This is a genomic window from Pseudomonas sp. MWU13-2862, assembly GCF_023242495.1.
In the GTDB taxonomy this organism is placed as follows: Bacteria; Pseudomonadota; Gammaproteobacteria; order Pseudomonadales; family Pseudomonadaceae; genus Aquipseudomonas; species Aquipseudomonas gingeri_D.
In genome coordinates, this window is the sequence record NZ_JALMEZ010000013.1 from 1 (window position 1) to 20,370 (window position 20,370).

Annotated in this window: 19 protein-coding genes; 3 read left to right on the forward strand and 16 right to left on the reverse strand. The window is 61.1% G+C overall.

Annotated elements, in window-relative coordinates; translation table 11 throughout:
- Positions 1-141: 141 nt before the first annotated feature.
- From tsaA to M5C56_RS22235, 4 genes are all read right to left on the reverse strand, one after another.
- Positions 142-837, reverse strand: a complete 696-nt coding sequence (gene tsaA / locus M5C56_RS22220) for a tRNA (N6-threonylcarbamoyladenosine(37)-N6)-methyltransferase TrmO (protein ID WP_103499713.1) — start codon at positions 835-837, stop codon at positions 142-144.
- A gap of 11 nt (positions 838-848) precedes the next feature.
- Positions 849-2,462: an NAD(P)/FAD-dependent oxidoreductase gene (locus M5C56_RS22225; protein ID WP_103499714.1), complete on the reverse strand. Its 1,614-nt coding sequence runs from the start codon at positions 2,460-2,462 to the stop codon at positions 849-851.
- Positions 2,463-2,570: 108 nt separating this feature from the next.
- Positions 2,571-3,242, reverse strand: coding sequence for a hypothetical protein (locus M5C56_RS22230; protein WP_103499715.1), 672 nt, complete (start codon positions 3,240-3,242; stop codon positions 2,571-2,573).
- Between the two features lie 226 nt (positions 3,243-3,468).
- Positions 3,469-4,068, reverse strand: a complete 600-nt coding sequence (locus tag M5C56_RS22235; protein WP_247263321.1) for a short chain dehydrogenase — start codon at positions 4,066-4,068, stop codon at positions 3,469-3,471.
- A 105-nt stretch (positions 4,069-4,173) separates the two neighbouring features.
- On the opposite strand from M5C56_RS22235, the gene M5C56_RS22240 reads away from it, so the two are divergent.
- Complete coding sequence (locus M5C56_RS22240) at positions 4,174-5,088, forward strand: LysR family transcriptional regulator (protein ID WP_103496310.1); 915 nt, start codon at positions 4,174-4,176, stop codon at positions 5,086-5,088.
- Here M5C56_RS22240 and M5C56_RS22245 read toward each other — a convergent pair.
- From M5C56_RS22245 to M5C56_RS22285, 9 genes are all read right to left on the reverse strand, one after another.
- Positions 5,079-5,582, reverse strand: coding sequence for a DoxX family protein (locus M5C56_RS22245; RefSeq protein ID WP_103496311.1), 504 nt, complete (start codon positions 5,580-5,582; stop codon positions 5,079-5,081). The genes M5C56_RS22240 and M5C56_RS22245 overlap by 10 nt on opposite strands.
- Positions 5,579-6,355, reverse strand: a complete 777-nt coding sequence (locus M5C56_RS22250) for a DNA-binding domain-containing protein (RefSeq protein WP_103496312.1) — start codon at positions 6,353-6,355, stop codon at positions 5,579-5,581. Before M5C56_RS22250 ends, M5C56_RS22245 begins: the two co-directional genes overlap by 4 nt.
- Positions 6,352-7,236, reverse strand: a complete 885-nt coding sequence (locus M5C56_RS22255; RefSeq protein WP_103496370.1) for a DUF692 domain-containing protein — start codon at positions 7,234-7,236, stop codon at positions 6,352-6,354. The genes M5C56_RS22250 and M5C56_RS22255 overlap by 4 nt, the downstream gene beginning before the upstream one ends.
- Positions 7,237-7,282: 46 nt before the next feature.
- Positions 7,283-7,591: a DUF2282 domain-containing protein gene (locus tag M5C56_RS22260; RefSeq protein ID WP_103496313.1), complete on the reverse strand. Its 309-nt coding sequence runs from the start codon at positions 7,589-7,591 to the stop codon at positions 7,283-7,285.
- A gap of 216 nt (positions 7,592-7,807) precedes the next feature.
- Positions 7,808-8,509 (reverse strand): ABC transporter ATP-binding protein, encoded by a 702-nt coding sequence (locus tag M5C56_RS22265; protein ID WP_103496314.1) that lies wholly within the window; start codon positions 8,507-8,509, stop codon positions 7,808-7,810.
- Positions 8,510-9,277 carry a high-affinity branched-chain amino acid ABC transporter ATP-binding protein LivG gene (gene livG / locus M5C56_RS22270; protein ID WP_103496315.1) on the reverse strand — a complete coding sequence of 256 codons (768 nt, stop codon included), beginning with the start codon at positions 9,275-9,277 and terminating at the stop codon, positions 8,510-8,512. It abuts the gene before it with no gap.
- Entirely contained in the window at positions 9,274-10,527 is a 1,254-nt protein-coding gene (locus tag M5C56_RS22275) for a high-affinity branched-chain amino acid ABC transporter permease LivM (RefSeq protein ID WP_103496316.1), read from the reverse strand. The genes livG and M5C56_RS22275 overlap by 4 nt, the downstream gene beginning before the upstream one ends.
- Positions 10,524-11,447: a high-affinity branched-chain amino acid ABC transporter permease LivH gene (gene livH / locus M5C56_RS22280; protein WP_103496317.1), complete on the reverse strand. Its 924-nt coding sequence runs from the start codon at positions 11,445-11,447 to the stop codon at positions 10,524-10,526. The genes M5C56_RS22275 and livH overlap by 4 nt, the downstream gene beginning before the upstream one ends.
- Positions 11,448-11,674: 227 nt before the next feature.
- Positions 11,675-12,793: a branched-chain amino acid ABC transporter substrate-binding protein gene (locus M5C56_RS22285; protein WP_103496319.1), complete on the reverse strand. Its 1,119-nt coding sequence runs from the start codon at positions 12,791-12,793 to the stop codon at positions 11,675-11,677.
- Between the two features lie 361 nt (positions 12,794-13,154).
- On the opposite strand from M5C56_RS22285, the gene M5C56_RS22290 reads away from it, so the two are divergent.
- Positions 13,155-13,460, forward strand: coding sequence for a DUF2288 domain-containing protein (locus M5C56_RS22290; RefSeq protein WP_103496320.1), 306 nt, complete (start codon positions 13,155-13,157; stop codon positions 13,458-13,460).
- Between the two features lie 167 nt (positions 13,461-13,627).
- Here M5C56_RS22290 and M5C56_RS22295 read toward each other — a convergent pair whose 3' ends face one another.
- From M5C56_RS22295 to M5C56_RS22305, 3 genes are all read right to left on the reverse strand, one after another.
- The gene (locus M5C56_RS22295; protein ID WP_103496321.1) at positions 13,628-15,802 is read right to left on the reverse strand and encodes a hypothetical protein; all 2,175 of its coding nucleotides are present in this window, start codon (positions 15,800-15,802) and stop codon (positions 13,628-13,630) included.
- Positions 15,803-15,999: 197 nt separating this feature from the next.
- Complete coding sequence (locus M5C56_RS22300) at positions 16,000-18,207, reverse strand: EAL domain-containing protein (protein WP_103496322.1); 2,208 nt, start codon at positions 18,205-18,207, stop codon at positions 16,000-16,002.
- A 124-nt stretch (positions 18,208-18,331) separates the two neighbouring features.
- Positions 18,332-18,700, reverse strand: coding sequence for a YkgJ family cysteine cluster protein (locus M5C56_RS22305; RefSeq protein ID WP_103496323.1), 369 nt, complete (start codon positions 18,698-18,700; stop codon positions 18,332-18,334).
- Positions 18,701-18,963: 263 nt separating this feature from the next.
- On the opposite strand from M5C56_RS22305, the gene M5C56_RS22310 reads away from it, so the two are divergent.
- Positions 18,964-20,310, forward strand: a complete 1,347-nt coding sequence (locus M5C56_RS22310; protein ID WP_103496324.1) for an MFS transporter — start codon at positions 18,964-18,966, stop codon at positions 20,308-20,310.
- Positions 20,311-20,370 lie beyond the last annotated feature (60 nt).

A 20,370-nucleotide genomic window follows, 5' to 3' on the forward strand; every position in this document is an offset into this window, starting at 1 on the left:
GCAGGCAGCGCGGTTTTTCAGGTACACCGCGTCATCGTTCATCGCGAGCAAGCTTGCTCCTACAGAAAAAAGCGTCGGCGTTGAAACAAAAAGCCCGCGTTGCCTGGAAAGGCAGCGCGGGCTTCTGTGTTTCTGGCGTTTCTAGCGGGCGGGGATCACTTCCAGTACGCGTATCGTCCCGGTTTCCGGGTAATGCCAGCGTACATCCAGATCCCAGAACTGGGCGCCATATTCCCGTTCCGGGGTTGGCTTCTGATAAGCCGGACGCGGGTCCTGGGCCAGGCATTGCTCGATCAGTTCGACCAGGGGCTCTTCAAGGCGCTGAGCATGGTCATGGGCCTGTTGCAGTGCACCCTCCGTCCACAGCACGGGAATCAGCGCAGGCGCGGCACTGGCGATGGCATTGACGGCGCCAGGGATGATGTCGGCGTAGGGGACATACGGCTTGATATCGAGAATCGGCGTGCCATCCAGCAGATCTATGCCGGAGATCCACAGGCGCTGGGCCTCGACCCGGTCCAGTTTGACCACCGACTGGCCGATACCGTTCGGCCGGTGGGTCGCCCGGGTGGCGAAGACCCCCATGGACTGGTTGCCCCCCAGGCGCGGCGGGCGCACCTTCAAGCGTGGTTTGTCTTCCAGGGCCTGATGGAACAGGAACAGCAGCCAGACATGACTGACCTGCTCCAGCCCCTGTACGGCCTCGCCCTGGTCGAACGGCGCGACCAGCTCCAGAACTCCGCGGGCAGCCGGCGCCAGCTGTGGCTGGCGCGGAATGGCGAACTTCTCCTTGAAGCAGGAGCGCACGAAACCGATGGGGGAGACGCTATAGGTCATGGTCCGGCCCCTCAGGCGCCGATCCCCAGCATGTCCCGGGCCACGGCTTCGGCGATACGGATACCGTCGACACCCGCCGAGAGGATCCCGCCGGCATAACCGGCGCCTTCACCCGCCGGGAACAGGCCCTTGACGTTCAGGCTCTGCATCGACTCGTTACGGGTCATGCGCAGCGGCGAGGAGGTACGGGTTTCAATCCCGGTCAGCACCGCGTCATGCAGGGAATAGCCCTTGATCTGCCGTTCGAACGCCGGCAAGGCTTCGCGAATGGCTTCGATGGCGAAGTCCGGCAGCGCCAGGGCCAGATCGCCGAGGGCCACGCCTGGCTTGTAGGACGGTTCCACACTGCCCAGGGCGGTGGAAGGCTTGCCGGCGATAAAGTCACCGACCAGTTGCGCCGGGGCTTCGTAGTTGCTGCCACCGAGGATAAAGGCGTGGGACTCCAGGCGCTCCTGCAGCTCGATACCGGCCAGCGGGCCACCCGGATAGTCGACTTCCGGGGTGATGCCGACGACGATCCCGGAGTTGGCATTGCGCTCGTTGCGCGAGTATTGGCTCATGCCGTTGGTGACCACCCGGTTCGGCTCGGAGGTTGCCGCCACCACGGTGCCGCCCGGGCACATGCAGAAGCTGTAGACCGAACGGCCGTTCTTGGCGTGGTGCACCAGCTTGTAGTCGGCCGCACCGAGTTTCGGGTGCCCGGCGTATTTGCCCAGGCGCGCGCGGTCGATCAGCGATTGCGGGTGTTCGATACGGAAACCCACCGAGAACGGCTTGGCTTCCATGTACACGCCACGGCCGTGGAGCATGCGGAAGGTGTCGCGGGCGCTATGACCCAGGGCCATGATCACGTGCCGGGAGTGGATCTGTTCGCCGCTGTCGAGCTGCACGCCGGTCAGTTGGCCGTCGTCGATCAGCACATCGGTGACCCGCTGCTGGAAGCGCACTTCGCCGCCCAGGGCTTTGATCTGCTGGCGCATGTTCTCCACCACGCCGGTGAGGCGGAAGGTGCCGATATGCGGTTTGCTGACGTAGAGGATTTCTTCCGGCGCGCCGGCCTTGACGAACTCGTGCAGGACCTTGCGGCCGTGGTGGTTCGGGTCCTTGATCTGGCTGTAGAGCTTGCCGTCGGAGAAGGTCCCGGCGCCGCCTTCGCCGAACTGCACGTTGGACTCGGGGTTGAGCACGCTTTTACGCCACAGGCCCCAGGTGTCCTTGGTCCGCTCGCGCACTTCCTTGCCGCGTTCGAGGATGATCGGCTTGAAGCCCATCTGCGCCAGCAGCAGACCGGCGAAGATCCCGCAGGGGCCGAAGCCGACGACCACGGGACGCTCCTGCAGATCGGCCGGCGCCTGGCCGACCACCTTGTAGCTGACGTCCGGGGCCGGGTTGACATTGCGGTCCTCGGCGAACTTTTTCAGCAGCGCGTCTTCGCCATGGGCCGACAGGTCGATGGTGTAGATGAAGCAGAGCTCGGAGGACTTCTTGCGGGCGTCGTAGCTGCGCTTGAACAAGGTGAAATCGAGCAGGTCATCGCTGGCGATGCCCAGGCGCTGGACGATGGCCGGGCGCAGGTCTTCGTCGGGATGGTCGATCGGCAGCTTGAGTTCGGTGATTCGTAACATGACAGGGTCCAGTGTGCGGGCCACGCGGGCGCGCCGGCTTTACATCAAACCGGTGATTATAAGCCCCAACGGCCAGATTCCGTGAGGCTAAAACAGCAGCTCGTCGAATCAGTCGTTACGGGCGCCGCCGAAATAGCCGCAGCCACGCTGGACCTGGCCGTTGACCCGCAGTTCGGCGCTCAGGTGGCGCACGCTGCCGGTGCTGCTGTCGACGCAGGACTGCGGCGCGACCCACAGCTCGATGTGCTGGGCATTGGCTTCGCTGCTCAGGCTGAAGCGCCCGTCACCCAGTTGTTCTTCCAGATAGGGCAGGGCCAGGGGCGGCTGGTTTTCGCGTTCGAGTATCATGCCGTTGCCGCCGACCTTCAGGCTCCATTCCGGGCTGTGGCCGCTGGCAATCACGGTCTGGAATTTGAAGTTGGGCTCGTCGCAACTGGCGGTGCCGCGTTCCAGGCGGTAGTACTGTTGCAGGTTCAACTGGCCGTCGCTGCCGTCGGTCGTGCTGGAGGAAAACTTGCCGCGCAGGTCGGCGAACAGCTTGCCAGACGGACCGGACAGGCTGGCGGCCTGCTGCAGGACGCTGGTGTTGCCGCTGTCGCTGACGACAAAGCGACGCTGTTCCTGGCAGGGCTGGAACATCAGCTTGCCATCGACGCTGGTGAGTTCGCCTTGCATCCGGCTCAGGCCCGCCGTGGGATGCGAGGTGGCCGGTGCAAGCATCTGGCAGCCGGCGGCGAACAGCGGCAGGGCGAAAATCATCAAGGAACGGGCAACGCGCATCGTGGGGTCTCCTGGCAAGTGCCGCCACGTTACTCAGGCCAGGAGAGCTGCACAAGCCTTGAGACCCGCTCCCATGGGTTTTGCGGCGTTCTCAGGGGCCCTTTCGCGGGCAAGCCCTGCTCCTACAGTTTGGTGCCGATCACAAGTTTTGCGTACGACACAAACCTGTAGGAGCAGGGCTTGCCCGCGAAGAGGTCCTGAAGGTCGACAAAAACCTCGCCGACATTCAACCGACGTAGTAGGTCTGACCCGTCTGCAGTCCTTCCACGCTCTTGGCGTAGGCCAAGGCCACATCTGCCGCCGGCACCGGCTTGAATCCACGGAAGTACGGCGCATAGCTGCCCATGGCTTCCACCAGCACGTTCGGGCTGATGGAGTTCACCCGCAGACCGCGCGGCAACTCGATGGCGGCGGCCTTGACGAAGCCGTCGATGGCCCCGTTGACCAGGCTGGCCGAGGCACCGGTACGGATCGGATCGCGGTTCAGAATGCCACTGGTCAGGGTGAACGAGGCGCCGTCGTTGGCGTACTCGCGACCGATCAGCACCAGGTTGACCTGGCCCATCAATTTGTCCTGCAGACCCAGCGCAAAGTCCTTCTCGCTCATCTCGGCCAACGGCACGAAGTTCACGTTACCGGCGGCGCAGACCAATCCATCGAACTTGCCGGTTTGCTCGAACAGCTTGCGAATCGACGCGCTGTCGCTGATGTCCACGTGCAGGTCACCGCTGTTGCGGCCGATCTTGATGATCTCGTGACGCTGGCCCAGTTCCTCTGCCACGGCCGAGCCGATGGTGCCGTGGGCGCCAATCAATAGGATTTTCATGGTGCGGTTCCTCCAGTGGGTGATTGAGCTTTCAGTCTAGAGTGGATTTTTCCATTGATAAGCGCGCTAATAGGCAACCTTTGGTTTTCTTTTGGAAACAATCCAGTGAGCGAGATGGATGATCTGGCGGCGTTCGCAGTATTGGTCGAGGCGGGCAGCTTTACCTTGGCCGCCCAGCAACTGGGCTGCAGCAAGGGGCAGTTATCCAAGCGCATCAGCCAACTGGAGGCGCAGTTCTCGGTGGTGTTGTTGCACCGCACGACGCGGCGCCTGAGCCTCACCGCCGCCGGTGCGGCCTTGTTGCCCCAGGCCCAGGCGCTGGTGGTGCAAGTGGAGCGGGCGCATCAGGCCCTGGCCCGGCTCAAGGACGATATCGCCGGTCCCGTGCGCATGACCGTGCCGGTGTCCCTGGGGGAAACCTTTTTTGATGGCTTGTTGCTGGAGTTTTCCCGGGATTATCCCGATGTCCAGATCGAGCTGGACCTGAACAACGGTTTCCGCGATCTGGCCCGCGAGGGCTTCGATCTGGCGATTCGCACCGAAGTCGGCAACGACGAACGCCTGGTGGCTCGGCCATTGCTGGTGATGAACGAACTGACCTGTGCCAGCCCGGCCTATCTGGAACGTTACGGCGAGCCGCAGACGCCCCAGGAGCTGGCCAATCACCGTTGTCTGCTCAATAGCCACTACAGTGGCCGCGAGGAGTGGCAATACCACCGGCAGCATGAGCTGCTACGGGTGCGGGTGGGTGGCCCCTTTGCCAGCAATCACTACAACTTGCTGAAGAAAGCGGCACTGGTGGGCGCCGGTATCGCCCGCCTGCCGTCCTACGTCCTGCCCGCGGAACTGGCTGATGGCCGTCTGCGCTGGCTGTTGCGCGACTACCGTACCCGCGATATGCCGCTATATCTGGTGCACCCTTACCAGGGCGGCCTGCCGCGCCGTACGCAGGTGTTGGCCGACTATCTGATCGGCTGGTTCAAGCGTAGCGGCGAGGCCTTGGAGCGGCTTCAGCGATAACGCTTGGCGATCAAGTGATCGATGGAGAACACACCCGGTCCCTTGGCCATCAACAGCAGCAGGATAGCCATCCAGGTGCCGTGGGTCGGGTAGGCATTCGGGTAGACGAACAGCTGGATGGTCAGGGTCATGCCGAACAGCGCCAATGCCGAAAAGCGCGTGGCGAACCCCAGCAGGATCAGTACCGGGAAAAAATGTTCGCCAAACGCGGACAGATGGGCGGCCACTTCCGGCGACAGCAACGGCACCTTGTACTCGCTGGCGAACAGCGGGATGGTGGAGTCGGCCAGGCGCGGCAGGCCGATATCGAATGTGCCGGAGATCAGGTCCACGGCAAAGCCCTCGACCTTGGTCTGTCCGGACTTCCAGAACACGGCTGCGATGGAGAAGCGTGCGACAAAGGCAATCAGGCTGTAGGGGATCATCTCGAAGAGCTGGATGATCCGCCCGATCAGGCGCGCGATGGGGTTCTGCGATTGAGTGTGAGTGTTCATGGGCGGGCCTTTTGTTCTGGGTGCAGGTGGATGATGGCGCTGTAGCGAATCAACAGGGCAAGGGCATGGCTCGGATCGAACGCAGTGCTGGCGTCATAAGCGTAGGCAAGGGCCAACTCCAGCGGACAGTCGTTTTGCAGGCTCTGGATAAATACCAGGGTGCCGATATCGATCTTGAACACCTCGACCCGCCAGTTCAGGCGCAGGACCAGTGCGGCTTCGGCTTGCGACGGGTCGAGCTGTTCCAGATGGCCTTCGCCTTGATGGGCCTCCCATAACGACACGACCGCATGGGACGAATTCAGCACGGCGACGCTGGGGTGCAGGTGAACCTGCAGGCGATTGAGGGCCTCGGGATCGGCGAGGTAAACGCCAATCTGTTCCGGACTCAGGGGCGTTGCATCGGCGGCGTGATAGGCGTTGATCCGCAAGCGCTCAAGGCGGGCCACGTCGGCCAGGTAAGGCACGCTCGCCGCCGGGGCGAAGCCCTGGATGAAACTGTCGAAGTCCTGGCCGTAGTCGTTGAGGATCGGGCTGGTGGGCGGGAAGTGCTGGATATAAAGGCCGGCCATGGCACGGAAGAACTCCTCGCCGACCAGGGCCATGACCACCGGGTAGCTGTCCGCCAGGGCGTTGATCAGCGAACTCTGGACATTGTTGCGATACACCGCGAAACGACTGGCCGGGTCGGCCCCGTTGCGGCTGCACAGGCCGGGTGGGCAAGGCAACTGCGGGTCGAGCAGCGCGGCGCTGAAGCTGGCCTGGTCGCTCATGTTCTCACCTCGGCCTGTTTCAGCAATTCCTCGGCCTGCCCGGCTTCGGCCAGGAGCACGGCGAAGGCGGGGAGCCGGTTGTCGCGTTCGATCAGGGTCGCCATCGGCCCGATCTTCGCCAGCACCTGTTGATAAAGGGCCCAGACCGCCTGGTCGATGGGGGCGCCGTGATCGTCGATCAGCAGACGGTCACCGAGGCTATCGGCATCTTCGGCAAAGCCGGCCAGATGGATTTCTCCCACGGCGTGCAGCGGCAGGGCCTCAATGTAGGCAAGCGGATCGCGCTGGTGGTTGATACTGGAGACGTAGACGTTGTTCACGTCCAGCAGCAGCCCACAACCGGTGCGGCGGATGATTTCGCTGATGAAGTCCGCTTCGTCCAGGGTCGAGCGCTGGAATTGCAGGTAAGTCGCCGGGTTCTCCAGCAACATCGGACGTTTCAAGGTGCTTTGCACCTGGTCGACATGCTCGCAGACCCGCTGCAAGGTGGCGTGGTCGTAGGCCAGCGGCAGCAAGTCGTTGAGAAACACCGGGCCGTGGGTCGACCAGGCCAGGTGTTCGGAAAAGGATTGGGGTTGATAGCGCTCGATCAGTGTCGCCAGGCGCTTCAGGTGCTCGCTGTCCAATGGGCCTTCGGCACCAATGGACAAACCGACGCCATGCAACGACAGCGGATACTGTTCGCGGATCAAACCCAGGTAATGATGAAACGGCCCGCCGGCGACCATGTAGTTTTCGGCGTGGACCTCGAAGAAACCGAGGTCGGGGCGCGTTTCGAGTACCGTCTGAAAATGCTCGGTCTTGAGCCCCAGCCCGGCACGGGGCGGGAGCCCGGGCCCGAGGGCCTGAGCGCGGTGAAGAGGGATGGGTTGCAGTGACATGGGCATCTTCGGCGCTCAGGCTGACGGGTGGCAGGGCTCTGGTTGATCAGGCCTTGGGGGTGAAGGCTTCCAGCTGACCCTTGCCAGTGGGCGAGGTCTCGCTTTTAGTGCTCAAGCAGGTACCTTTTGGCACGGACTTCCAGGAGTTGGCCTGGAAGTCTTTGGTCGAAGTTCCGGCGCAGGTGGTACCGGGACCTGCGGCGCAATCGTTCTTGCCTGCCATGGCCACACCGAAGCATTTTTCCACGCCGTCGGCGGCGTGGGCACTCATCGGCAATGCCGCCATGCTCAGGGCAGAACCGAGGGCCAGGGCGAGGGTGGCGGCGGACAGGGTACGGGTAGTGGAAGTGCTCATGGTCGATCTCCGATGTGTCTTCAATGATGAAAGCAGGGGTTGGTTGGGTTTCATTGCTTTCTTGCTTTACTTGAGCCTCGAGGCTAGTGGTTGTTACAGCCTGCGGCAAAAATAATCGACTATTTTTCGCGGCGGTACCCGGCAAGGCTTTCCCGATGTTTCGTCGGTCAAAGAAAAGCCCCGATAAATCGGGGCTTTGCGGGTTTCGCCGGGGCATCAACCGCCCAGATACGCTTCACGCACCTTAGGATCGGTCAGCAGGTCGTTGCCGCTGCCTTCCATCACCACCCGGCCGTTTTCCAGCACATAGGCACGGTCGGCGATTTTCAGTGCCTGGTTGGCGTTCTGTTCCACCAGGAACACCGTCACACCGTCCTTGCGCAGCTGTTCGATGATATCGAAGATCTGCTGGATGATGATCGGCGCCAGACCCAGGGACGGTTCGTCCAGCAGCAACAGTTTCGGCTTGCTCATCAGCGCCCGGCCAATGGCGAGCATCTGCTGTTCACCGCCGGACATGGTGCCGCCGCGCTGGTTGAAACGTTCCTTGAGACGTGGGAACAGTCCCAGGACTTTGTCCATCTGCTCCTGATAATCGCCCTTGTCGGTGAAAAAGCCGCCCATGGAGAGGTTTTCTTCCACGGTCAGGCGGGAGAACACACGACGGCCTTCCGGCACCACCGCGATGCTTTTGCGCATGATCTGCGAAGATTCCTGCCCCACCAGCTCTTCGCCCAGGTAGCGGATACTGCCGCTATGGGCCTGCGGTGAACCGCACAGGGTCATCAGCAGCGTCGATTTGCCCGCGCCGTTGGCACCGATCAGGGTGACGATTTCACCCTGGCGAACCTCCACGTTGACACTGTGCAGGGCCTGGATCTTGCCGTAGAAGGTGGAAACGTTTTCGAATTGCAGCATTTACGCTTCCCCCAGGTAGGCTTTGATCACGTCGGGATTGTCGCGGATCTGTTGTGGCGTGCCGTCGGCCAACGGTGTGCCCTGGTTGATCACGACGATATGGTCGGAAATGCTCATGACCAGCTTCATGTCGTGCTCGATCAGCAGCACCGTGACGTTGTGTTCCTCACGCAGCACACTGATCAGCGCCTTGAGGTCGTCGGTTTCCCGCGGGTTCAGGCCGGCCGCGGGTTCGTCGAGCATGAGGATCCGCGGGCGGGTCATCATGCAGCGGGCGATTTCCAGGCGACGTTGCTGACCATAGGCCAGGGTGCCCGCCGGGCGGTTGGCGAACTCGGTCAGGTTGACCTTGTCCAGCCAGTACTCGGCGTATTCCATGGCTTCGCGTTCGCTCTTGCGGAACGATGGGGTCTTGAACAGGCCGGCGAGGAAGTTGGTGTTCAGGTGCCGGTGCTGGGCGATCAGCAGGTTTTCCACTGCGGTCATGTCCTTGAACAGACGCACGTTCTGGAAGGTCCGTACCACGCCCTTGCGGGCAATCTCATGGCCGGCCAGGCCCTGGATCGGCTGGCCGTCGAGCAGGATGCTGCCGGCACTCGGCTTGTAGAACCCGGTCAGGCAGTTGAACACCGTGGTCTTGCCGGCGCCGTTCGGGCCGATCAAGGCCACCACTTGTTTTTCCTGGACGGTCAGGGCCACGCCATTGACTGCCAGGAGACCACCGAAGCGCATGCTCAGGTCGGTTACTTTCAGGATCTCACGGCTCATTTACGCAGCTCCATGTGAGGACGTTGCATGGGCAGCAGACCTTGTGGACGCCAGATCATCATCAACACCATCAGGGCGCCGAACATCAACATGCGGTATTCGCTGAAGTCACGCATTAGCTCCGGCAGCAGGATCATCACCACGGCGGCAAGGATCACCCCCAGTTGCGAGCCCATGCCACCCAGCACGACGATGGCGAGAATGATCGCCGACTCGATGAAGGTGAACGACTCCGGCGTCACCAGGCCTTGGCGCGCGGCGAAGAAGCTGCCAGCGAAACCGGCGAAGCAGGCGCCCAGGGTGAAGGCCGAGAGCTTGATCACGGTCGGATTCAGGCCCAATGCACGGCAGGCGATTTCGTCTTCACGCAATGCTTCCCAGGCGCGGCCGATGGGCATGCGCAGCAGGCGATTGATCACGAACAACGCCAGCAAGGCCAGCAACAGGGCCACCAGGTACAGGAACACCACCTTGTTCACCGGGTTGTAGGCCAACCCGAAGAATTCGTGGAAGGTCCGCGCGCCCTCTGCGGCGCTACGTTCGAACGACAGCCCGAAGAAGGTCGGCTTGGGAATGTTGCTGATGCCGTTGGGGCCGCCGGTGAGGTCGGTGAGGTTACGCAGGAACAGCCGGATGATTTCCCCGAAGCCCAGGGTTACGATGGCCAGGTAGTCACCGCGCAAGCGCAAGACCGGGAAGCCCAGCAGGAAGCCGAAAGTGGCCGACATCAGGCCGGCGAGCGGCAGGCAGATCCAGAAGCTCCAGCCGAAGTAGTGCGACAGCAGTGCGTAGGTGTAGGCGCCTACCGCGTAGAAGCCGACATAACCCAGGTCGAGCAGGCCGGCCAGGCCGACCACGATGTTCAGGCCCAGGCCCAGTAGCACGTAGATCAGGATCAGGGTGGCGATGTCGACCGCGCCGCGCGAGCCGAAGAACGGCCAGATCAACGCGGTCACGATCAGGCCGATGATGATCCAGCGCTGGGTGCGCGGCAGGGTCAGGAACTGGCCGACCTTGGGCGAAACCAGCGGACCACGGTTCGACTTGAACATTGCACTGAACTGCTGGCTGAAGAGCACCCGCAGGAACATCAGGATCGAGCACAGGGCGATGATGCCCAGGGTGACGGGACCCGTGCCCTCCACTTCGAGGTTGATCCCGACGATACTCAGCTTGAGCCCGAGTACTGGGAACGCTACTGCCCACACCAGCAAGGCGCTGAACAGCGCTGATTTGAGATATTTAGTCATACTTTCTCAACCTCCGGACGGCCCAGGATGCCGGTCGGCCGGAACAACAGCACCAGAACCAAAAGACCGAATGCCACTACGTCTTTGTACTGGTCGCCGAAGATGTCGGCGCCAAAGGCTTCGGCCACCCCCAGCACCAGCCCGCCGAGCATGGCGCCCGGAATACTGCCGATGCCGCCCAGGACTGCCGCGGTAAAGGCTTTCAGGCCCACGAGGAAGCCCGCGTTGGGGTTGATCACGCCGTATTGCATGCTCAGCAGCACGGCCGCTACCGCCGCGAGGGCGGCGCCGATGACGAAGGTCAGGGCGATGATGTTGTTGGTGTTGATACCCAGCAGGTTGGCCATCTTGATGTCTTCGGCGCAAGCGCGGCAGGCGCGGCCCAGGCGTGAACGGGAGATGAACAGCGTCAGTCCGGTCATGGCCACCAGGGTGACGACGAATACCAGGATCTGCATGTAGGAAATCAGCACTTCCTCTGCGCCGCCTGGACCGAAGGAGAAGCTCCCCGGGATCAGGTTGGGGATGGACTTGTCCTTGGAGTCCTGGGACAGCAGTACGGTGTTCTGCAGGAAAATCGACATGCCGATGGCGGAAATCAGCGGTATCAGGCGGTTGCTGCCACGCAAGGGGCGATAGGCAACGCGCTCGATACTGTAGCCATAGGCACTGGTCACGACGATCGACGCGATAAACGCGGCGGTCATCAACAGCGGCAGTGAGTGGATACCCAGCATGGCCAGCCCGGCAAGGGCAATGAAGGCCACGTAGGAACCAATCATGTACACCTCGCCATGGGCGAAGTTGATCATTCCAATAATGCCGTAAACCATTGTGTAGCCAATGGCAATCAAGGCATAGGTGCTGCCAATGGTCAGGCCATTAACCAGCTGTTGGAAGAAGTGATAGATCTCAGGCATTACAGCGCTCCTAAAAACCCGATACGCATTTCACTGGTGGAGTCATGTTCCGGCCCGGTGCCGTGGTCTGTGGCCACGTCGGCACGAGCGTTTGCCAGCGAACCGCTGGTGACGGTTTTAAGATTTTCAGGTGAGCCAGCTCCCGGATCGCGGGTGTCGGGCCCATAAACCTCGTAAAACAAAGCCCACTGCTTGCACAGTGGGCTTCTTGACCGGTCAGGCCTGGCTTACTGAGGGGATGCTTCGGTTTTCGGTTTGCCGAAGTGCCATTGGTAGACCACGAACTTGAAGTCCTTCAGGTCGCCCTTCGCGTCGAAGCTGAGGTCGCCAGTCGGAGTCTTGAAGGTACCGGCGTGGATGGCGGCTGCCACCTTGGCGGTGTCTTCGCTCTTAGCGGCCTTGATGCCTTCGGCGATGACTTCCACAGCCGAGTAGGCCGGGAATACGAATGGGCCGGTCGGGTCTTCTTTCTTGGCCGCAAACGCATCTACCAGGGCCTTGTTGGCCGGATCCTGGTCGAAGGACTTCGGCAGGGTCACCAGCAGGCCTTCGGAAGCGTCCTGGGCAATTTGCGAGATGGAGTCGTTGCCGACGCCTTCTGGACCCATGAACTTGGCGTTCAGGCCTTTTTCCTTGGACTGACGCAGGATCAGGCCCAGTTCCGGGTGGTAGCCGCCGTAGTAGACGAAGTCGACGTTGGCTTGCTTGAGTTTCTGGATGATCGAGGAGAAGTCCTTGTCGCCGGCGTTCAGGCCTTCGAAGACGGCAACCTTCACGCCTTTCTTCTCGAGGGTCTGCTTGACCGCGGTGGCGATGCCTTCACCGTATTGCTGTTTGTCGTGCAGGACAGCAACGATTTTCGGTTTGACGTGATCGGCGATGTAGTTACCGGCGGCAGGGCCCTGGGCGCTGTCCAGGCCGATGGTACGGAACACCATCTTGTAGCCGCGAGCGGTGATTTCCGGGCTGGTGGCAGCCGGAGTGATCATGATCACGCCTTCGTCTTCGTAGATATCCGAAGCCGGTTGGGTAGAGCTGGAGCAGAGGTGACCGACTACGAATTTGACGCCGTCGTTGACCACTTTGTTGGCCACGGCTACGGCCTGTTTAGGGTCGCACGCATCGTCGTATTCCTTGGCTTCGAGCATCTTGCCGTCGACGCCGCCCTTGGCGTTGATCTGTTCGATGGCCATTTTCGCGCCCATGAACTGCATGTCGCCATATTGGGTCACAGGGCCGGTTTTCGGGCCGGCAATGCCGATCTTGATGGTGTCTGCAGCGAAAGAATGGCTGGCAACCCCGGCCAGAACCATAGCGGCGAACAGTTTGGAAATCTGCTTAGTCATTAGTGCTCCACTCTTGCTGTTGTAGTTTTTAGAGTCCTACGGCCGGAGCTGTGGGACCGGGTCAGATTTAACGCCGATATCCCGGTTCTTGCCCCGGCAACTGTACCGATACAGTTTAGTGTGCGCCCTCATCGATTGGATAGCGGGCAGCCGGAGGCAAAATCGAGATATGTCGCTTAAGTGAAAGAAAGAGACAGAATAGCGGCAGATTATCATGCAGATTTTTGTCTGGATGTTGCTAGCTTTCAGCTGCAATCCCTGGCGCCTTCCATCCCCTCGATCACCCCTTCAGTTTCATCTGGGTGTTTCCAAGCGAGCCTCGACGTTATGATTGCGCCGATTTTTTCTCAGGTGGAACCCCATGATTCAAGAACCTAGCACCCTCTATGCCAAGCTGCTTGGTGAAACTGCATCTATTCGCTGGGAAGAGCTGCAACCGTTCTTTGCCCGGGGTGCCCTATTGTGGGTCGAGCCGGCACTGGATCTGATCGCCGCCGCCGAGGCCGTGGCCGAGAACCAGGCTGGGAAAGTCGCCGCATGGCTGGCGAGCGGGGAGCTCGCCAAGGTGTCTGAGTCGCGGGCGCTGGATCTTTTCGAACGCGATCCGGAGTTGTGGGCGGTGGTGGTTTCGCCCTGGGTGATGATCCAGGAAAGAGCAACAAAATAATTCAGCGCCCACTAATAGTGCATAACCCTTGTGCGTTTATAGCTTGCCGGTGTGTAGGTCAGTAACTGCGTTGCGCAGTAATGGCAGTTTGCCCGTGGAGAAAATGCACAGAGACAGATGCACCCCACGAGTCGCCAGCCAATGGCTTGCGGCTCGTGGGAGCTTTTCTAGTACTCGGTCTTGCCGGTGTGGTTGTTCAGCGAAATGACCTTGGTCTTGCCGATGCGGTGACGGTAGATCTCGCGCAGGTACTTGATCGCCTTCTTCACGCAGTCGCGGGACAGGCGGATATCGTTGATCGAGACGAACTTTTCCTTGTCGTTGATCAGTTCGCGGTACTTCTTCTCGTACATCGGCTTGATCGCGTACCAGTTGGTATCGAGGATTTTCGCCGGGTTTTCGAACTCGTTGAGCAACTCGTCGAGGCTGTCTTCGTCGAACTCATCGCGGGTGATGAAGTCCAGCATCGAGTTGTCCAGCGTATCGTCGAAACGGTACGGGTTACGTGCAAAGCAACGTTTGATAAAAGCCACGATCAGGGTCAGGAAGTCGTCCGACAGGCACGGGCTCTTGGCGATCAGGGTGGTCAGCGACAGGTTCGCCGAGGCTCCGATCACCAGGGCGTAGCGCTTGAGCGTGGTGTTGGGGAACAGGCTGTTGAGGTGGGTCTTGAGCCGGTTCAGGTCCATATAGGACAGTTTGTAGTCCTTGGGCAGGGAGACGATCGAGACCACCGACGAGCAGTTCTTGAAGAAGTGCAGGTCGTGCAGCGCCGCGGCGTCGTAGCCCGAGGTCTTGTACTGGTCGAGGGCCGCGCGATAGCGCTTGGACTCGATCGGCAGCAGGCTGATGCCTTCGATCGCCTGGGTCACTTTGTTGAAGTGCGGTAGGTCGATGGAGCGGAAGAACAGGTCGTCGATATTCAGCCGCTGGGGTTCTTTCTCGAACACTTTGAACTTGTCGCCGGTGGGCGCCGGCTGTTCCGGTACCACGGATTCGGCGTAGGCAATCGCCACCGGGCCGGCCAGGCTCATAAACAGGTCGTTGGCATCCAGGCGAATGGTCTCGCCGATGTCGATGCCGGCACGCCGGAAATAGTTCTGGTCGTAGTCAGTGGTTACCGCCTGGGCGGTCAGGATGTTGAAGATCTGCTGGGAGATGTATTGGTTGGCGTGTTTCTCCATGGCATTGACATCAATGTTCTGGATGTTGCCGTCATCGCTTTCTTCGGCATAACGCATGATGTCGTTGGAGATCAGCATCATCGCGTTCCATGGGCGAATACGGCCCATGACGCTGGCTTCGCTGCTGTCGTCATTGTCGAAGTTGTACGAGAAGTCCCACTCTTCGGACAGGTACTTGCAGAGCAGGCGACCGGCGTTGATGTGCAGTGCTTCGGACATTTCACTGCGGTGGTCGGAAATATTCGGCAGTACGCAGATGCCGCTGGTGAAGATCGGTTCGAACACGAAGGAGTGGCCGCTCTTGCTGTCGTGCTCGTCGGCCGGCTTGGTGTCGAAGGTCTTGTTCATGTAGGAGTATTGCTGGGCCAGGCCGAATTCCGAGGCCATGCCTGAACCGGTACCGCCGCCGGCGCTGAAGATCGAAAAGTACAGGCGTGACTGGTTGGCCTTGATGCCGCAGGAGTCGATCAGGTACGAATGGATCATCTTCCAGTCGGGGCTGGAGAAACGCTGGGTGTCCTTGTTCAGGATGATCTTGGCCAGGTATTGGCCGAGGATCGGCGCGTTGCCCGCACCACCGGCATGGACTTCCGACAGGTCCATGATCTTCATCTTGCTGTAGTCGCGGATAAAACCGCTTTTCTCACCCTTGCGCGAGAAACGGATGCGCCCGGCGATGTCCTTGTCCAGGTCGCCGAGCATCACCAGCGGCTCCACCAGGAACACCGGTTTGGCGGATTTGTTCTGTACCAGGCGCAGGTTGTTGCGGATCCATTGCGCCGGACGGTAGCCCTTGTCGCTGACCTTGTCTTCGTTGTTGAACTCGTTGAGGTAGAACTTGCGGGCGTTGTACACCAGTTCCGCGACGTCCAGGGCAATGTTCGAACCGCAGCGACCCAGGCCGATCAGGCATACCGATGGGAATTCCTGCTCGCGGCGCGCCTCGCTTTCGCCTTCGGTATGGGGCGAGCGGGGGAACACCATGTCGCGCAGGCCGTCGAGGTTGTCGAGGATGCGGTCGGTGTTGGTTTCGGTGAAATACAGGTATTGCTGAGTCGACAGCGGACGGGGAGTTGAATAGGCCTTGTAGGGTTTTTCCGCGACCGTGGGCGCTATCAGATCGGATACTGCGTTGGCTGGAGTATTTTTAGAGGTCATTGTGCGCCATTTGCCTGGTCTGGTTCGGCGGTCGAAGGGGTATCAACGCGCCATCACGGAGTGAGAGATCGCGACTGTACCTCGCGATATTGGCCTGAGCGATAGGGTTTGTCCCTAGGCTCCCCTAGGGGGGATCCTTGCTTGTAGTACCGATGGATCGGCCAAAAATTGGCGTTCTTTAATTGGCGGGGAACTTTTTATGAATTTTGTACTATCAGCGGATTGAACGCGGTGCTGGGGAGTTGCCGGCGCAGGTTGAGTTGGCGCAGCACCGGCAACAACTCCTCGAGCGGAACCGGTCGGCTGAGCAGGTAGCCCTGGATAAAGTCGCAGTCGTACTGCGCGAGGAACTCGTACTGCTGTTGGGTTTCGACGCCTTCGGTGACCACTTGCAAGTGCAGGGTGTGGGCCATGACGATGATCGCCTGGACGATTTCCATGTCCTGGGTCGATTTGGGCACATCGAGGATGAACGAGCGATCAATTTTCAGGGTGTTGAGGGGCAGGCGCTTGAGGTAGGCCAGGGATGAGTAGCCGGTGCCAAAATCATCGATGGACAGTGACACGCCGAGGCTGCGGATCTGCCGTAACAGTTGCAGGGTGCTGGAAATATTGCCCATCAGGGCGTTCTCGGTGACTTCCAGTTCCAGGCGCTGGGGTGGCATACCGGCGGCACACAGGATATTTTCGATTTCATCGGCCAGTTCTTCCCGTGCCAGGTTCAGGGCCGAGCAGTTCACCGCGATCTTCAGTTCGTCGCAGCCGCGCTCGGAGAGCCAGGCCAGGTCCTCGCAGGCTTTGCGCATGACCCAACCGTCGAGTTCGGCGATCATCCCGTTGGCTTCGGCGATGCCGATGAACCGGTCGGGCGAGAGCAGTCCGTGCTGGGGGTGTTGCCAGCGCACCAGGGCTTCGAGTTTGGCGACCTGGCCGCTCTTGAGGTCGTAGATCGGTTGGTAGTGCAGCGCCAGGCCGCTGCCGTCGCGCAGGGCTTGGCGCAGTTCCTCCTCGAGTTGTAGCTCCAGGGTGGCGCGGGTTTTCAGGTTGGAGCTGAAGAAGTGCAGGCTGTTGCGCCCCGCGCCCTTGGATTGGTACAGCGCCAGGTCGGCGTTTTTCAGCAGTTCCTCGCAGGATTTGCCGTCATCGGGAAACACGCTGATGCCGATGCTGGTGGTCATGACCATGCGTCGCCCGGCCAGCTCGATGGGCTCCTTCATTTTCAGCATGATGCGCTGGGCCATGTGCCGGGCTTCTTCGCGGTTGTGCAGGCCGATGAGGATGCAGAACTCGTCGCCGCCAAAGCGTGCCACCACATCGTCGTGACTGCGGGTCGCGCTCTTGATATGTCCGGCGATGACCTTGAGCAGTTCGTCGCCGGCATCGTGGCCGAGGCTGTCGTTGATCCGCTTGAAGTGGTCGATATCGAGGAACATCACCGCCAGCATGCCGCCGTTGGTGCTGCGCTCCATCAGCCGTTCGGCGAAGATCTGGTTGAAACCGCGGCGGTTGATCAGGTTGGTCAGGGCGTCGTAGTGGGCCACTTGCGCCAGTGACAGGCGCGCCTGGTCGAGCTGGCTGAGCAGGGCGTTGACCCGTCGCAGGTCATGTTCCTTGCTCTGCAGCTTCTTGTCCGCCAGGGCCGCGCTGATGCTGCTGCCGATGATCAGCAGGGTGATCAGGGCGATGGTCATGCCCAATTGCTGGTGATGGTTGTCCGCCAGTGCGGGCAAGGCGCTGCCTGCCGGCAGCATCAGGTGCAACGACCACATCCCGATGAAGTGGGTGCTGAAGATGCCGGCGCCCATCACCAGGCTGGCGGTGTATTTGAGCAGTTGGTGAAAGATCCCGCTGCCGGTGCGAAAGCGCCGTGACAAGACCAGGGCCGCGAGACTGGTGCCGATGGCCACCAGGACAGAAAGACCGACCAGGCCGGGGTTGTAGTACTGCACCGCACTCGATTGCAACGCCGACATGCCGACGTAGTGCATGGCTGCGATGCCCAATCCCATGAACAGCGCGGCGCGCACGTACTGTGAGGTGCGCAGCTCGGGATGCCCCAGGGTGTGCATGGCCAGGAAGGAGGCCAGCAGGGCGATCAGCAGGGAGGAGAGGGTGATCGACAGGTCGTATTGAATGTCGATGGGCGCTTGGAATGCCAGCATGCTGATGAAGTGCATGGCCCAGATGCCACCGGCCAGGCAACAGGCACCGACCCAGCGCCAGATCCGCTGTTGTGACGGTTTTTCCACATGACCGACGCGCTCGGCCATATCCAGCATGGCAAAAGAGGCGGCACAAGCGACCAGATAAGCCAGCAGCACCAACAACGGATTGTGGCTGCAATTGAGCAGCAGCTGCCCGGTTTCGGGAAGCTCGTTAACAAAATGCAAGCCCAGCCATTCCATAGCATGCCCTACTTGACGCCTTGGACTACCGGTGACTCAGCACCGACCAGTGCGGTGGAGTATAGAGGCTCACCTCAGGCTGCAAGGGGGCATGGCAGAGCGACACCAATGATTTGGAAATGACCTAAATAGCGATGGGTACTAAAAAACCGGCCTGTTCCGGCTCCAGCGGTGGCAGTCCGGCCGCCGCGCGGGCTTTGTCGCAGTACTCGTTGTGCACGCCGTCGACCCATGAGGCCTCGAATTCCCGGCAGGTGCTTGAACGTTGATGATAGATCGAGCAACTGACCTGCTCGCCGACCTTGCCTTCAAGGGCGGTGCAGCGTGGGGCACTGCGTTCGGTACCGAGCATGGCCACGTGGTTGACGCCGACCTGGGTGACCAGTTCGTCGGGCACCAGGCCGCCGGCCGAGGCGCATTCACCCCAATAGAAGGACACGCGGAAATACGCACAGCAGGCACCACAATTCAGACACGGATTGGCGTCGGGCATGGAAGGTCACGGAGAAGGTGGGGGGAGTCAATCGAGGGCTATTCTAGGCTTCGGCCCGGGCTTTGAAAGGTATTTTTTTGCATAACCTTTGCCGACCTCCGGGGCTGCGGCAATCAGGCGATAGGGCAGGGCGCGCGGGGCATTGCCGGGTATCAGCGCCACGAATGGTGGCAGACAGTCCCGGCGCCGCTCACTAGATTGAGGGCTCCGGGCTCAACGCGTCTGGCGGGCTGGCCCCTATAACAATAAAAGAGACGGACCCCATGCAGAACTCGACCCAAGCGGCGAATGCCTGGCGCATTCTGTTCCTGCTGTTCCTCGCCAACCTCTTCAACTTCTACGACCGTACCCTGCCGGCGATCATCATCGAGCCGATCCGCATGGAGTGGCATCTGAGCGACTTCCAGATCGGCATCATCGGCACCGCATTTACCATTGTCTATGCCATTGCCGGCCTGCCCCTGGGGCGGATGGCCGACAACGGTTCGCGCAGCAAGCTGATGGGCTGGGGCCTGGCGGTCTGGAGTGGGCTGACGGCGGCGAACGGCCTGGTGGGCAGCTTCGCGACCTTCCTGCTGGTGCGCATGGGTGTCGGCATCGGCGAGGCCGCTTATGCGCCCGCCGCCAATTCGCTGATCGGCGATCTGTTCCCGGCGCACCGCCGGGCGCGGGCCATGGGCATCTTCATGCTCGGCTTGCCGCTGGGGCTGGTGCTGGCGTTCTTCACCACCGGGGCCATGGTCAAGGCCTTCGACAGCTGGCGCGCACCGTTCTTTATCGCGGCGGTGCCGGGGTTGCTGCTGGCGGGGTTCATGTTTTTGATCAAGGAACCGAAGCGCGGTGCGGCGGAAACGGTGAAGGTCTCCCAGGAGAAGGTCGACCGTCCTGTGCGTCGCCTGATGGCGATCCCGACGTTTCTCTGGCTGGTGCTGGCGGGGCTGACCTTCAACTTTGCCACCTACGCCTGCAACTCGTTTCTGGTGCCGATGCTGCAGCGCTATTTCCTCATGCCCTTGCAGGAAGCCGCGGTGGCGACCGGTTTTATTGTCGGGGTCACCGGATTGGTTGGCTTGACGCTGGGCGGTTGGGTCGCGGACAAGCTGCACCAGCGTGTTGCCAATGGTCGGCTGTTGTTCGCAGCGGTAAGCCTGGTGATCTCGACGTTGACCACCGGCTGGGCGCTGCATGCCGGGCGGATCGAGATCGGCGTGTTCGTGGCGGTGTTCAGCGTCGGTTGGCTGTTTGCCTACAACTTCTACACCTGTGTTTATACGGCGATTCAGGACGTGGTCGAGCCACGGCTGCGGGCGACGGCGATGGCCGTCTACTTTGCCGGTTTGTATCTGTTGGGCGGTGGTTTGGGGCCGGTGGTGGTGGGTTTGCTGTCCGATCATTTCGCCCATGCGGCGATGCTGGCGGCGGGGGCCGAGCAGATGAGCGAGGCGTTCAAGGCGGTCGGGCTGCATGATGCAATGTATTTGATCCCGGGCGCCTTGTTGCTGACGCTGGCGTTCCTGTTCCAGGCGGCGCGGTGTTTCAGCAAGGATGCGCAGCGTATGCGCGAGGGGATGGTGGCGGATGCGCCGGCTGTGGCGCCGGTTACCGCCTGACGCCAGATCCTCGCAAGGTTCAAGGGCCTCTTCGCGGGCAAGCCCTGCTCCTACAGTGCT

Excerpts from the sequence above, each read along its gene's own strand:
- M5C56_RS22305 (WP_103496323.1), bottom strand. The coding sequence starts at position 18,700 with ATGCCCGACGCCAATCCGTGTCTGAATTGTGGTGCCTGCTGTGCGTAT.
- M5C56_RS22255 (WP_103496370.1), bottom strand. The coding sequence starts at position 7,236 with ATGTCACTGCAACCCATCCCTCTTCACCGCGCTCAGGCCCTCGGGCCC.
- livH (WP_103496317.1), bottom strand. The coding sequence starts at position 11,447 with ATGCCTGAGATCTATCACTTCTTCCAACAGCTGGTTAATGGCCTGACC.
- M5C56_RS22300 (WP_103496322.1), bottom strand. The coding sequence starts at position 18,207 with ATGGAATGGCTGGGCTTGCATTTTGTTAACGAGCTTCCCGAAACCGGG.
- M5C56_RS22275 (WP_103496316.1), bottom strand. The coding sequence starts at position 10,527 with ATGACTAAATATCTCAAATCAGCGCTGTTCAGCGCCTTGCTGGTGTGG.
- M5C56_RS22310 (WP_103496324.1), top strand. The coding sequence starts at position 18,964 with ATGCAGAACTCGACCCAAGCGGCGAATGCCTGGCGCATTCTGTTCCTG.
- M5C56_RS22260 (WP_103496313.1), bottom strand. The coding sequence starts at position 7,591 with ATGAGCACTTCCACTACCCGTACCCTGTCCGCCGCCACCCTCGCCCTG.
- M5C56_RS22225 (WP_103499714.1), bottom strand. The coding sequence starts at position 2,462 with ATGTTACGAATCACCGAACTCAAGCTGCCGATCGACCATCCCGACGAA.
- M5C56_RS22250 (WP_103496312.1), bottom strand. The coding sequence starts at position 6,355 with ATGAGCGACCAGGCCAGCTTCAGCGCCGCGCTGCTCGACCCGCAGTTG.
- livG (WP_103496315.1), bottom strand. The coding sequence starts at position 9,277 with ATGAGCCGTGAGATCCTGAAAGTAACCGACCTGAGCATGCGCTTCGGT.
- M5C56_RS22290 (WP_103496320.1), top strand. The coding sequence starts at position 13,155 with ATGATTCAAGAACCTAGCACCCTCTATGCCAAGCTGCTTGGTGAAACT.
- M5C56_RS22285 (WP_103496319.1), bottom strand. The coding sequence starts at position 12,793 with ATGACTAAGCAGATTTCCAAACTGTTCGCCGCTATGGTTCTGGCCGGG.
- M5C56_RS22230 (WP_103499715.1), bottom strand. The coding sequence starts at position 3,242 with ATGCGCGTTGCCCGTTCCTTGATGATTTTCGCCCTGCCGCTGTTCGCC.
- tsaA (WP_103499713.1), bottom strand. The coding sequence starts at position 837 with ATGACCTATAGCGTCTCCCCCATCGGTTTCGTGCGCTCCTGCTTCAAG.
- M5C56_RS22295 (WP_103496321.1), bottom strand. The coding sequence starts at position 15,802 with ATGACCTCTAAAAATACTCCAGCCAACGCAGTATCCGATCTGATAGCG.
- M5C56_RS22265 (WP_103496314.1), bottom strand. The coding sequence starts at position 8,509 with ATGCTGCAATTCGAAAACGTTTCCACCTTCTACGGCAAGATCCAGGCC.
- M5C56_RS22235 (WP_247263321.1), bottom strand. The coding sequence starts at position 4,068 with ATGAAAATCCTATTGATTGGCGCCCACGGCACCATCGGCTCGGCCGTG.
- M5C56_RS22245 (WP_103496311.1), bottom strand. The coding sequence starts at position 5,582 with ATGAACACTCACACTCAATCGCAGAACCCCATCGCGCGCCTGATCGGG.